Raw genomic sequence first — 12,466 nt, 5'->3', positions numbered from 1 at the left:
CATGAGCGCTGTTATCACGCCTGCAGATTTTAACGATTACAAAGTTGCCGACATGTCCCTGGCCGCCTGGGGTCGTCGCGAAACCATCATCGCCGAATCGGAAATGCCGGCCCTGATGGGTCTGCGTCGCAAATACGCTGCCGAGCAGCCGCTCAAAGGCGCGAAGATCCTCGGCTGCATCCACATGACCATCCAGACTGCCGTGCTGATCGAAACCCTGGTTGCCCTGGGTGCCGAAGTGCGCTGGTCGTCCTGCAACATCTTCTCGACTCAGGATCAGGCCGCTGCTGCTATCGCCGCTGCCGGCATCGCGGTATACGCCTGGAAAGGCGAAACCGAAGAAGAGTACGAGTGGTGCCTTGAGCAAACCATCCTTAAAGATGGCGCGCCTTGGGATGCCAACATGATCCTCGACGATGGCGGCGACCTGACCGAGTTGCTGCACAAGAAATACCCGGCAATCCTGGACCGCGTCCATGGCGTCACCGAAGAGACCACCACCGGCGTTCACCGCCTGCTGGACATGCTGGCCAAGGGCGAACTGAAAATCCCGGCCATCAACGTCAACGACTCGGTCACCAAGAGCAAGAACGATAACAAGTACGGCTGCCGTCACAGCCTGAACGATGCGATCAAGCGTGGCACCGACCACCTGCTGTCGGGCAAGCAAGCACTGGTTATCGGCTACGGCGACGTCGGTAAGGGTTCGGCCCAGTCCCTGCGCCAGGAAGGCATGATCGTCAAGGTTTCCGAAGTCGATCCGATCTGCGCCATGCAAGCCTGCATGGATGGTTTCGAACTGGTTTCGCCATTCATCGACGGTATCAACAACGGTACTGAAGAGAGCATCGACAAAGCACTGCTGGGCAAGATCGACCTGATCGTGACCACCACCGGCAACGTCAATGTCTGCGACTCCAACATGCTAAAAGCCCTGAAGAAGCGCGCTGTTGTCTGCAACATCGGCCACTTCGACAACGAGATCGACACTGCTTTCATGCGCAAGAACTGGGCATGGGAAGAAGTGAAGCCGCAGGTGCACAAGATCCACCGCACCGGTCCTGGCGCATTCGATGCCCAGAACGATGACTACCTGATCCTGCTGGCTGAAGGCCGTCTGGTTAACCTGGGCAACGCCACAGGTCACCCAAGCCGCATCATGGACGGTTCGTTCGCCAACCAGGTTTTGGCACAGATCTTCCTGTTCGGCCAGAAATACGCCGACCTGTCGCCAGCCCAGAAAGCCGAGCGCCTGACCGTTGAAGTACTGCCCAAGAAACTCGACGAAGAAGTGGCTCTGGAAATGGTTCGCGGCTTCGGTGGTGTTGTGACGCAACTGACCAAGCAGCAGGCTGACTACATCGGCGTGACTGTTGAAGGTCCGTTCAAGCCGCACGCCTACCGCTACTGATCGGTCCTGCTCCGCTCTCCCATGGGGAGCGGTTTAATGCAGGCCTGTGGGAGCAAAGCTTGCTCGCGATGGCGTCGCCATGGTCTGACTGAAGACCGCAGCGTCTCTATCGCGAGCAAGCTTTGCTCCCACAGGGTGCACGGTGCCTTCCAGGCTTACGCGTTTCCAAGGATATGACCATGTCCCAAGACCGTCGCTACAGCTTCGAGTTCTTCCCTACGAAGACCGACGCTGGGCATGAAAAGCTGCTCGCCACTGCCCGCCAGCTGGCTACCTACAACCCTGATTTCTTCTCCTGCACCTACGGCGCAGGTGGCTCAACCCGTGATCGCACGATCAACACCGTGTTGCAGCTCGAAAGCGAAGTCAAAGTCCCTGCCGCCCCGCATTTGTCCTGCGTGGGTGACAGCAAGGACGATCTGCGCGGCCTGTTGACTCAGTACAAAGCGGCTGGCATTACCCGTATCGTCGCCTTGCGCGGCGACCTGCCCTCGGGAATGGGCATGGCCAGCGGCGAATTGCGTCACGCCAATGACCTGGTGGAATTCATTCGTGAAGAGACCGGCGATCATTTCCACATCGAAGTCGCCGCTTATCCGGAAATGCACCCGCAAGCGCGAAATTTCGAAGACGATCTCGCCAACTTCGTGCGCAAAGCCAACGCCGGCGCCGATAGCGCGATCACCCAGTACTTCTTCAACGCCGACAGCTACTTCTACTTCGTCGAGCGGGTGCGGGCATTGGGCGTTAACATCCCGATCGTGCCGGGCATCATGCCAATCACCAACTACAGCAAGCTGGCACGCTTCTCTGATGCCTGCGGTGCGGAAATTCCGCGCTGGATCCGCAAGCAGCTGGAAGCCTACGGCGACGACACCCGCAGCATTCAGGGCTTCGGTGAGCAAGTCATCACCGAGATGTGCGAGCGTCTGCTGCAGGGTGGCGCGCCAGGGTTGCACTTCTATACGTTGAACCAGGCCGAGCCGAGTCTGGCGGTGTGGAACAATTTGAAGTTGCCGCGCTAAGCAAAGAGCAAGATCAAAAGATCGCAGCCTTCGGCAGCTCCTACCGGGAATAAACAAACCCGGTGCAGGAGCTGCCGAAGGCTGCGATCTTTTGCTTTTAACGCCCTTTTTCTGTGCGCTAATCCACGGAGATAGAGCTTCTCCATGCAGTTTCTGGCTCTTTGCGGCTTCTCGTCGTAATCTCAGGCCATGCCTTTGATCTCACAGTTACTGACGGTGATTTTATTCACGTGCCTGAGCTTTACAGCCCGGGGCGAGAAACTGCGCATTGTCACCGAGCCCTGGGCACCTTACGTCTATGAAGAGAACGGCAAGGCGCTGGGGCTGGACTATGAAACCACCGCCATCGTCTTCAAGCGCCTGGGCATTGAAGTGCAGTGGCAGTTCCTGCCCTGGAAGCGCTGCCTGTCGATGCTCGAACAAGGCCAGGCCGATGGTGCGCTGGACATTTTTCACAGCGACGAACGCGACGCCACCCTGCTTTACCCCAGCGAACCCCTGTCGCAAGTACAGTTCGTGATGTTCTACGCCAACGACCGCCCGCACCCGTTCACCTCCCTGAACGCCCTGCGCGGCCTGACCATCGGCACCTCGCCGGGCTACCTGTACAGCACCGACTTCAGCCAATCGACGCTGTTTACCAGGGAGCCCGCACCCAGTCATGAAGCAAACTTCGGGAAACTGCTGCGCGGGCGCGTCGACCTGTTGATCACCGACCGCCGAGTGGGCCAGCACCTCCTGGATGAATTGGGCATTCGCGACAAGATCACTGAAAATCCGCTTATCATCAGTGAACAAAGCCAATTCCTCGCGGTGCGTCGCAGTGGCGGCATGGACTTGCTGGTGCAGCGGTTCGGCGCCGAGCTCAAGCGCTTTAAGCGCGAGCCTGCCTATGCCGAGCTGAGTGCCCGATATGGCGCGGGACCTGCCGTCGAAGTACCCGCAAACGGCCTGACTACCGTACGCGGCAAAACCGTTGAGCAGCAGGAAAGCGGCGCGCAGTGATTGCTCTGTTATACTCCGGCCTTCCCGCCAGGCTCACGCCCGGACGCTCGGACTTGTTCAAGGCATCTCGACCCCGCTACAGCGCAGCTTTTCAGCCCGCGCGAGCGCTCCAGACGAGCTTTTCAGACCCAGCAGGACCGGACGGGATTGCGTTCTTCTTAAACGCCATTCGCGCCAGGCAAGACTCCCATTGGGCCAAGCCCTAACTAAAACAGGATTACTCATGTCCTTTGCTTCCCTCGGTCTCTCCGAGGCTTTAGTCCGCGCCATCGAGGCGGCGGGCTATACCGAGCCTACTCCGGTGCAACAGCGGGCCATTCCCGCCGTGTTGCAAGGTCGCGACCTCATGGTTGCGGCACAGACAGGTACTGGTAAAACCGGTGGCTTCGCCCTTCCGATTCTGGAGCGGTTGTTCCCTAACGGTCACCCGGACAAATCCCAGCGTCACGGCCCGCGCCAACCGCGCGTACTGGTCCTGACCCCTACCCGTGAACTCGCGGCCCAGGTCCATGAGAGCTTCAAGGTCTATGCCCGTGACCTGAAGTTTGTCAGCGCCTGCATTTTCGGCGGCGTCGGCATGAACCCACAGGTTCAGGCCATGTCCCGTGGCGTTGATGTGCTGGTGGCCTGCCCTGGCCGCCTGCTCGACCTCGCCGGCCAAGGCAGCGTCGATTTGTCCCACGTGGAAATCCTCGTGCTGGACGAAGCAGACCGCATGCTCGACATGGGCTTTGTGCATGACGTGAAGAAGGTGCTGGCTCGCTTGCCAAGCAAACGTCAGAACCTGCTGTTCTCGGCGACCTTCTCCAAGGACATCACCGATCTCGCCGGCAAGCTGCTGCACAACCCGGAACGCATCGAAGTCACTCCGCCGAACACCACGGTCGAGCGCATCGAGCAACGCGTGTTCCGTCTGCCAGCCAACCACAAGCGTTCGCTGCTGGCGCACCTGATCACCGCAGGCGCCTGGGAACAGGTCCTGGTCTTCACCCGCACCAAGCACGGCGCCAACCGCCTGGCCGAGTACCTGGACAAGCACGGCCTCAGCGCCGTCGCCATCCACGGCAACAAGAGCCAGAACGCCCGCACCAAAGCCCTGGCCGATTTCAAGGCCGGTGAAGTGCGCATCCTGGTTGCCACCGACATCGCGGCTCGCGGCCTCGACATCGACCAGTTGCCACACGTGGTCAACTTCGAATTGCCGAACGTCGACGAAGATTACGTTCACCGTATCGGCCGTACTGGCCGTGCCGGTCGTTCGGGCGAGGCCATTTCGCTGGTGGCTCCGGACGAAGAAAAGCTGCTCAAAAGCATCGAGCGCATGACCAAGCAGAAAATCGCCGACGGCGACCTGATGGGCTTCGACTCCAGCGCTGTAGAGGCCGAGAAGCCTGAAGTGCGCGAGCGTCCGGATGTGCGTAACCCGCGCAACCCACGTGGCCCGCGCGGCGACGGTCCAAACGGCGGCGGTGGCGGTGGCGGCGGTCGTAAAGACAAGGGCAAGGACAAGGGCGGCAAGGAAAAACCTGCAACCACTGGCCGTGGCGATCGCCCGGCCCGTGAGCACAAGCCACGTGAAGGCACGCCAGCTCGCGAGCAACAGCGCCCGGCACCTCGTGCTTCCGCTGATCGCGCACCGGACGAGTTCCTGGACGACGACATCGATAACTTCGGTAATCGCGTCGACTACGTGCCGCAAGCCAAGCCGGCTCAGGGCCGTGGCCGTCGTCCAGGTGCTCCGGCACCGGGTGCGGCAGCCGGCGCAGGTGCCGGTGCCGGTGCCGGTGCACCGCGCAACGGCGGTAAGCCACAGGGTCGCCAGAGCGGTCCGCGCAGCAGCGACGGCGCCACCACTGGCACTCCGCCGGCCAAGCGCAGTGGCCCACGCAGCGGTGCTCCACGTGACGGTCAAGCCCGTCGCGAAGAAGGTCGCAATCGCCGTCCGGCGCGTGACGATCAGCCTCGCTCGGAACCAGCGGTGCAGAACCCGCGCGGCCCGGCACCGAAGATCATTCACAAGGAGTCGAAAACCGATCGTTTCCCGACACCTGAACAGCTTGATCAATTGCCAGGCCGTCCTCGCGGCGAAAAACCAGCGCTGCTGACTCGTAATCGCTGAGTTAACGCTGCAATAAAAAATGCCCCGGATCGCGAGATTCGGGGCATTTTTTCTGGCTAAAGCAAACCCTGTGGGAGCGGGCTTGCCCGCGATGGCGTCAGTCCTGCAGACATTGATATTGACTGACACGCTGCCATCGCGGGCAAGCCCGCTCCCACACTGGATTTCACCACCTGCGTAGATTGCGCCAGGCAATAAAAACGCCCCGGATCGCGAGATCGGGGGCGTTCTTTGTGTCAGCGGCGAATGTTATTTCGCTTTCACACCTTCAAACGAAATGTACAGCTCGACTGCATCGGACTTCGGACCCAGGTCTTTCTGCTTGCCGAAATCGGAACGCTTGATGCTGGTGGTGCCTTCGAAGCCGGCACGGTAGCCGCCCCATGGGTCCTTGCCTTCACCCAGGAAAGTGGCCTTGACCACGATTGGCTTGGTCACGCCAGCCAGAGTCAGGTCGCCCGCGACATCAGCAGTTTCCTGACCAGCAGCGTTTTTGCCGGTGGATTTGACGCTGGTGGAAACAAAGGTCGCCTTGCCGAATTTGCTGGCGTTCAGGAAGTCGGCGCTGGCGATGTGCTTGTCACGTTCAGCGTGGTTGGTGAATACGCTGGCGGTGTTTACATTGAACTCGATCTTGCTGTCTTCAGGCTTGGCCGCATCGAAGCTGAACTTGCCGTCGATGTCCTTGAAGGTACCTGTGATGAAGCTATAGCCCAGGTGGCTGATCTTGAAGTCGACGAAGGCGTGCTGGCCTTCCTTGTCCACGGTGTAGTCGGCCGCCATTACGTTGGCGGACAGCAGCGCGGAACCGATTGCCAGAGCGGCGAGAGTCTTTTTCAACATGCTTTCTATTCCTTTGGAGTCGAGGTTGAACATCAGGCTTTGCGGCCGAGCATTCGCTTAAGGGTCGCATCACGATCGATAAAGTGGTGCTTCAATGCTGCCAACGCATGAAGGCCGGAAAAAATGACCAGCGCCCATGCCAGGTAGAAATGAATCAAACCGGCGGTATCTGCCTGGTCCGGTAGCCCGGAGACCAGTGCAGGCACTTCAAACAAGCCAAACACCGGAATCCCGACACCGTCTGCGGTGGAAATCAGGTAACCGGCAATCATCACAGCGAACAAACCAAGGTACAGGAACGAGTGGCCAAACTTGGCGCCAAGGCGCGTCATGCGGCTGTAGCTTTCCAGGGTAGGCGGCGGTGGGCTGACGAAACGCCAAAGCACCCGCAGCAACATCACGGCGAACAGCACCAGGCCAATGCTCTTGTGCAGCTCCGGCGCGTCTTTGCGCCAGGTGCTGTAGTAGTCCAGGTCGATCATCCACAAGCCCAGCGCAAACAATCCAAAGACTGCCAGTGCCACACTCCAGTGCAAGAAGACGCTGATCCAACCGTAGCGCGAAGAAGAGTTACGTAGCTGCATTGCCCAAATCCTGTGAGAACTGCGACCAAGACTATCGACTTATCTATCGAATTAAAGCGGAAAATTTTGCTTTGAAATATCGAGAAATACGATCAAGAGTGTGAGACGGATGAGTTAAGGAAAGATTAAAGTCCAAAGCGTGGCGGGATGTTAGTGGCGGACCGGAAATTAAGTGGTAATCGTGAAGACGCTTTCGCGGGCAAGCCCGCTCCCACAGGAGATGCGTAAACCGAGAAATCACGTACGACACAAAACCCTGTGGGATCGGGCTTGCCCGCGACGGCGATAGTGCGGGCAAAAAAAAACGCGGCCATTGAGCCGCGCTTCTGTTCAACAGCAAATTTTACTGAGCCTTGGTCTCAGTGGTTGCTGCCGGTTTAGCCGCAGGCTTCCTGGCCGGTTCAGCCTTTTTTGCCGGGGCTTTGGCCGGCGCCTTTTTTGTCTCGGCCTTGGCTGCCGGCTTCTTCGCCGGGGCCTTTTTAACCGGCTCGGCTTTCACCGGTGCCGCAGGCTTCGGCGCTTCAACCGGAGCAGGCGCAGGCGCTGGTACCGGCGCCGGGGTTGGGGCAACAGGAGCGACGGGGGCTGGCGCCTTTACAGGTTCCGGCTTCTTCTCATCATCCGAACCACCAAACAGGTTGGTGAAGAAGTTGCCCTTCTTCGCCGCAACCGCGCCTGCCGCCGCAGCAGCCGCCACTGGTACAACCTTCGCTGGCTCAAACGACTTGCCTGCCGCCAGGTCTTCAACCTGGCCGGCCGCTCGCTGACCGGTGCGCAATGCGCCTTCCAGCGTGCCCGGGTACAAGGTGTCGGTGTGTTCGCCAGCGAAAGCTACACGCTGCAGCGGGCGCTCCCACAGGCGCCAGTATTTGCTGATCTGGCCAGGACCAAAGGCCAGGTAAGCGCCACCCATGGAAGGGTCGGTGCTGTAGCGGCGGATTTCATAGCCGGTGAACGAGCCGCGGGCCTGGGGGTAAAAAGCGTGCAGGCGAATCAGCACCTGATCGGCCATCTGCTTGTCGCCGAAGGCCTGCATCACGCGGGCGTTGTCGCCGGACAGGTTGATCACCACATTGGCGCCGCCCTTCAGCGCCGGCTCGACCCACAACATGCCAAGGCCAGTGTTGCTGTAGATCTCGCCGGACATGCGCGCCTTGCTTTCCCACACAGGCGTCTTGAACTTCAACATGATCTGGTCGCGCCAGCCGTAGTTGGTGCCCTTGATCGCGCCCAGGTGCTGGGCATCCAGTGCGGGGGTCAACTGGATCTTGTTCAGTGCGCGCAATGGCACAGCCACCACGACGTAGTCAGCCTGATAGCCAACGCTGCCGACCTTGACGGTCACGCCATCCTTGTCCTGGACGATCGCCGACACCGGCGAGCTGGTCTTGATGGTCTTCAGTTGCTTGACGAATGCCTGTGCCAGCACCGGGCTGCCACCGATCAGGCGCGACGCGCGCAAGTCACGGTCGGAAACGCCCAGGTAAACGCGGCTCTGCTGCGCGAAGTACAGCAGTGACAGGCGCGACGGTTCGTCGTAGCGGGTACGAATCTGCTGGTTGATCAGCTGACGGGCCGTGGCAGGCAGTGTCAGGCGGTCGAGCCAGTTGGAGACGTTGATCTGGTCGAGGGCGTGCAGCGTGTTGTTCGCTGCCGGGTTCTGCGGGTCTTCGATCGAGCGGGCCAGGTCGTCAACGGTCTTCTCGTAGCGTTTGAGCGCTTCGGCAGTCGTCGGGTCCTTGATCGCCAGGTCGGCAGCGCTGTAATACACGCCATCGATCAGGTAGCTCGGGGTGCGCACGAACTCCGGAGCCGGCGTGGTGCCAAGCTTGAACGTCGATACGTACTTGTTCAGCACCGGCTGGGTCTTGTCGTTGCCGATCCACTCACTGGTGGCCATGCCGGAGCGACCTCCCAGGCTCGGCTTGGCTTCCAGCAGGGTGACCTGCCAGCCTTTGTTCTGCAGCTCGTAAGCCGCCGTCAGGCCGGACAGCCCGCCGCCGATCACGATCGCTGTTTTATCCTTGGCCAGCGCAGATACGCTGAACAGGCCCAACATCACCAGCGCACAGGCGCGCAGCCAACCAGCAGACATTCAGCGAACTCCGGAAATACACGAGGAAAAATCAGTTTTGCGAGTCAGACGACTCAAGGAATGGCGAAGAATACGTCAGCCATCAAATGGCCGCCAGCGACGTCTATCGCCCCATCCAATGTAGCTCAATTGACCCAATGGGTTGTTCCAGGGCCAGTCATTGCATAGGCTTGCGCGATTGCAGGTCCGCGTTTGTCACGGACTGCCTCGAGGAGACTGAATATGGGCCTGAATAATCAGTGGATGCAACGCGATCTCGCGGTGCTGTGGCATCCCTGCACCCAGATGAAAGACCACGAACAGCTGCCGCTGATCCCGATCAAGCGCGGGGAAGGCGTATGGCTTGAAGACTTCGAAGGCAAACGCTACCTCGACGCCGTCAGCTCCTGGTGGGTCAACGTGTTTGGCCACGCCAACCCGCGCATCAACCAGCGCATCAAGGATCAGGTCGACCAGCTCGAACACGTTATCCTCGCCGGTTTCAGCCACCAGCCAGTGATCGAGCTGTCCGAGCGCCTTGTGCAGATGACGCCGGAAGGCCTGACCCGGTGCTTCTATGCCGATAACGGTTCGTCTTGCATCGAAGTCGCGCTGAAAATGAGCTTTCACTACTGGCTCAACCGCGGTCAGCCGAACAAAAAACGATTTGTCACCCTCACCAACAGCTACCACGGCGAAACCATGGCGGCGATGTCGGTTGGCGATGTGCCGCTGTTCACCGAAACCTACAAGGCGCTGCTGCTCGACACCATCAAGGTGCCGAGCCCGGATTGCTACCTGCGCCCTGAAGGCATGAGCTGGGAGGAGCATTCGCGCAACATGTTCGCGGCCATGGAACAGACCCTGGCCGAACATCACGACACGGTTGCGGCAGTGATTGTCGAGCCCCTGATCCAGGGCGCCGGCGGCATGCGCATGTACCACCCGGTATACCTCAAGCTGTTGCGTGAGGCCTGTGATCGCTATGGCGTGCACCTGATCCACGACGAAATCGCCGTCGGCTTCGGCCGTACCGGCACGATGTTCGCCTGCGAACAGGCAGGCATCCGCCCAGACTTCCTGTGCCTGTCCAAGGCCCTCACCGGCGGCTATCTGCCGCTGGCGGCCTGCGTCACTACTGACGATGTCTACAGCGCCTTCTACGACGACTACCCGACCCTGCGCGCCTTCCTGCACTCCCACAGCTACACCGGCAACCCGCTGGCCTGTGCGGCGGCGCTGGCGACCCTGGATATTTTCGAAGAAGACAACGTCATCGAGAACAACAACGCCCTGGCCCAACGCATGGCCTCCTCCACCGCGCACCTGGCCGACCATCCGAACGTCTCGGAAGTACGCCAGACCGGCATGGTACTGGCGATCGAGATGGTCAAGGACAAGGCCACCAAAGAAGCCTATCCGTGGCAGGAGCGACGCGGCCTGAAAGTGTTCCAGCATGCGCTGGAACGCGGGGCCCTGCTGCGGCCCCTGGGCAGCGTGGTGTACTTCCTGCCGCCGTACGTGATCACGCCTGATCAGATAGACTTTCTGGCTGAAGTGGCCAGCGAAGGGATCGACATTGCAACACGCGACAGCGTCAGTGTGTCAGTGCCGGAAAACTTTCACCCGGGATTCCGCGATCCGGGTTGATTGGCCCGAAAATGAAAGCACTGTGGGAGCGAGCCTGCTCGCGATAGCAATCGGTCAGCCAGCACTCATCGCGAATGCGAGACCGAATCGCGAGCAGGCTCGCTCCCACAGAAGGCACCACCTTTTATGATTCACTCCCTTTCCAGAGAACCCGCATGAGACTGTCCCGCTTCTTTATCGACGCCCCCCTGAGCACCGGTGAGCACGAGCTACCCGAGGCCCAGGCGCACTACATCAGCCGCGTGCTGCGCATGGCCGAAGGTGATGCGTTGCAGCTGTTCGACGGCTCGGGACAAGAGTTCCGCGCCCGGCTGGTAGAGGTCGGCAAGAAGCGCGTGGTGGTGCAGATCGATGAGAGTTTCGCCGGGCAGGTCGAATCCCCCTTGCAGATCCACCTCGGCCAGGGTTTGTCCCGTGGCGAGCGTATGGACTGGGCGATCCAGAAAGCCACTGAACTGGGCGTGAGCGAGATCACCCCGATCTTCAGCGACCGTTGTGAAGTGCGCCTCAAGGACGAACGTGCCGACAAACGCCTGATGCACTGGCGCCAGGTGGCAATCAGTGCCTGTGAGCAATGCGGACGGTCGAGGGTCCCGGTGATTCATCCGCCGCAGTTATTGGCTGATTGGCTCAAGCAGACTGAAGCGCAGCTGAAGCTGGTGCTGCATCCGGTGGCCGAGCCGTTGCTGAGTCACGCCAAGCCCGCCACGCTGGCGTTTCTGATCGGGCCAGAAGGCGGGCTGTCGGATGCCGAGGTTGATCAGGCCAAGGGCGCAGGCTTTCACGCGGCACGGCTTGGCCCGCGAGTGTTGCGGACTGAGACGGCGCCGGTTGTGGCGCTGGCGGTGGCTCAGCAGCTTTGGGGGGATTTCTAGATCAAAAGATCAAAAGATCAAAAGATCGCAGCCTGCGGCAGCTCCCACAGGGGATCATATTTCCCTGTAGAAGCTTCTGAGATCTGTTGATCCGTTGTTCAAAGCACGTAAAAGAAAATCGCCACAAAGTGCAGCAAGCTTCCCGCGATCACAAACAAATGCCAGATCCCATGCGCATGCCGCAGCCGGTGGTCCAGCGCAAAAAAGACGATCCCCACGGTGTACAACACCCCGCCCGATGCCAGCCAGGCAAACCCTGTCGAACCCAGCGCGGCTAACAATGGCTTGACCGCCACCAGCACGATCCAGCCCATCACCGCGTAAATCACGATAGACAGCACCCGCGCTTCCGACCGCGGTTTGATCTCCTGCAGGATGCCAATCAGCGCCAACCCCCAGACGATCCCGAACAAGGTCCAGCCCCAGGGACCGCGCAGCGTGACCAGGCAAAACGGCGTGTAGCTGCCGGCGATCAACAGATAGATCGAAAAGTGATCGACCTTCTGCATAATCGCTTTCTTGCGTCCCCGCACGCTGTGGTAAACGGTCGAGGCGCTGTACAGCACCAGCAAGGTGAAACCATAGATCGCCACACTGACAATTTTCCACGGACTGCCGTCCATGCTGGCAATCACCAGCATCCATACCACGCCGACAAAGGCCGCCACCGCCCCCACCAGATGCGTCCAGGCGTTGAGTTTTTCCCCGTGATACATGTATTGCCTACCTCAAAACCCATTACGACAGTGCGCAAGGCTCCGGCTTGAAGCCTGAAAACGCAACGCTTCAGACCGCATCATTCGCATTAAAAATCCGCTGGCGGCATCACTACACATCGTTGCAGGAGCGTTCGGCGACATCCAGGAGCCTTCCCACAATG

10 protein-coding genes are annotated in these 12,466 nt (G+C 60.0%); 6 read left to right on the top strand and 4 right to left on the bottom strand.

The window, feature by feature from the left end:
• The first annotated feature begins 1 nt into the window (after position 1).
• From ahcY to IMW75_RS05485, 4 genes are all read left to right on the top strand, one after another.
• Entirely contained in the window at positions 2-1,411 is a 1,410-nt protein-coding gene (gene ahcY, locus IMW75_RS05500) for an adenosylhomocysteinase (protein ID WP_045059850.1), read from the top strand.
• Positions 1,412-1,590: 179 nt separating this feature from the next.
• Positions 1,591-2,436: a methylenetetrahydrofolate reductase [NAD(P)H] gene (metF, locus tag IMW75_RS05495; protein WP_045059849.1), complete on the top strand. Its 846-nt coding sequence runs from the start codon at positions 1,591-1,593 to the stop codon at positions 2,434-2,436.
• A gap of 189 nt (positions 2,437-2,625) precedes the next feature.
• Positions 2,626-3,441, top strand: a complete 816-nt coding sequence (locus IMW75_RS05490) for a substrate-binding periplasmic protein (RefSeq protein WP_045059848.1) — start codon at positions 2,626-2,628, stop codon at positions 3,439-3,441.
• Between the two features lie 223 nt (positions 3,442-3,664).
• Entirely contained in the window at positions 3,665-5,560 is a 1,896-nt protein-coding gene (locus IMW75_RS05485) for an RNA helicase RhlE2 (protein WP_045059847.1), read from the top strand.
• A 249-nt stretch (positions 5,561-5,809) separates the two neighbouring features.
• On the opposite strand, the gene IMW75_RS05480 is transcribed toward IMW75_RS05485, so the two are convergent.
• The 3 genes from IMW75_RS05480 to IMW75_RS05470 all read right to left on the bottom strand — a co-directional run bounded on the left by IMW75_RS05480 (position 5,810) and on the right by IMW75_RS05470 (position 9,082).
• A complete protein-coding gene (locus IMW75_RS05480; RefSeq protein ID WP_045059846.1) occupies positions 5,810-6,403 on the bottom strand; it encodes a YceI family protein in 594 nt (197 codons plus the stop codon).
• 32 nt (positions 6,404-6,435) lie between these two features.
• The gene (locus tag IMW75_RS05475; protein ID WP_045059845.1) at positions 6,436-6,987 is read right to left on the bottom strand and encodes a cytochrome b; all 552 of its coding nucleotides are present in this window, start codon (positions 6,985-6,987) and stop codon (positions 6,436-6,438) included.
• A gap of 343 nt (positions 6,988-7,330) precedes the next feature.
• Positions 7,331-9,082, bottom strand: a complete 1,752-nt coding sequence (locus IMW75_RS05470) for a flavin monoamine oxidase family protein (protein ID WP_045059844.1) — start codon at positions 9,080-9,082, stop codon at positions 7,331-7,333.
• Between the two features lie 222 nt (positions 9,083-9,304).
• On the opposite strand from IMW75_RS05470, the gene IMW75_RS05465 reads away from it, so the two are divergent.
• A complete protein-coding gene (locus tag IMW75_RS05465) occupies positions 9,305-10,711 on the top strand; it encodes an adenosylmethionine--8-amino-7-oxononanoate transaminase (protein ID WP_205892060.1) in 1,407 nt (468 codons plus the stop codon).
• Between the two features lie 155 nt (positions 10,712-10,866).
• Positions 10,867-11,586, top strand: a complete 720-nt coding sequence (locus IMW75_RS05460; RefSeq protein WP_045059842.1) for a 16S rRNA (uracil(1498)-N(3))-methyltransferase — start codon at positions 10,867-10,869, stop codon at positions 11,584-11,586.
• A gap of 98 nt (positions 11,587-11,684) precedes the next feature.
• On the opposite strand, the gene trhA is transcribed toward IMW75_RS05460, so the two are convergent.
• The gene (trhA, locus tag IMW75_RS05455) at positions 11,685-12,302 is read right to left on the bottom strand and encodes a PAQR family membrane homeostasis protein TrhA (RefSeq protein ID WP_045059841.1); all 618 of its coding nucleotides are present in this window, start codon (positions 12,300-12,302) and stop codon (positions 11,685-11,687) included.
• Between the last annotated feature and the right edge of the window lie 164 nt (positions 12,303-12,466).

This window comes from Pseudomonas gregormendelii, from assembly GCF_017114825.1.
Taxonomy (GTDB): Bacteria; Pseudomonadota; Gammaproteobacteria; order Pseudomonadales; family Pseudomonadaceae; genus Aquipseudomonas; species Aquipseudomonas gregormendelii.
The sequence above is the reverse complement of the archived record's forward strand: the minus strand, read 5'-3'. Positions and strand labels throughout refer to the sequence as shown.

Excerpts from the sequence above, each read along its gene's own strand:
- ahcY (WP_045059850.1), top strand. The coding sequence starts at position 2 with ATGAGCGCTGTTATCACGCCTGCAGATTTTAACGATTACAAAGTTGCC.
- IMW75_RS05470 (WP_045059844.1), bottom strand. The coding sequence starts at position 9,082 with ATGTCTGCTGGTTGGCTGCGCGCCTGTGCGCTGGTGATGTTGGGCCTG.
- trhA (WP_045059841.1), bottom strand. The coding sequence starts at position 12,302 with ATGTATCACGGGGAAAAACTCAACGCCTGGACGCATCTGGTGGGGGCG.
- IMW75_RS05490 (WP_045059848.1), top strand. The coding sequence starts at position 2,626 with ATGCCTTTGATCTCACAGTTACTGACGGTGATTTTATTCACGTGCCTG.
- IMW75_RS05475 (WP_045059845.1), bottom strand. The coding sequence starts at position 6,987 with ATGCAGCTACGTAACTCTTCTTCGCGCTACGGTTGGATCAGCGTCTTC.
- IMW75_RS05485 (WP_045059847.1), top strand. The coding sequence starts at position 3,665 with ATGTCCTTTGCTTCCCTCGGTCTCTCCGAGGCTTTAGTCCGCGCCATC.
- IMW75_RS05465 (WP_205892060.1), top strand. The coding sequence starts at position 9,305 with ATGGGCCTGAATAATCAGTGGATGCAACGCGATCTCGCGGTGCTGTGG.
- metF (WP_045059849.1), top strand. The coding sequence starts at position 1,591 with ATGTCCCAAGACCGTCGCTACAGCTTCGAGTTCTTCCCTACGAAGACC.
- IMW75_RS05460 (WP_045059842.1), top strand. The coding sequence starts at position 10,867 with ATGAGACTGTCCCGCTTCTTTATCGACGCCCCCCTGAGCACCGGTGAG.
- IMW75_RS05480 (WP_045059846.1), bottom strand. The coding sequence starts at position 6,403 with ATGTTGAAAAAGACTCTCGCCGCTCTGGCAATCGGTTCCGCGCTGCTG.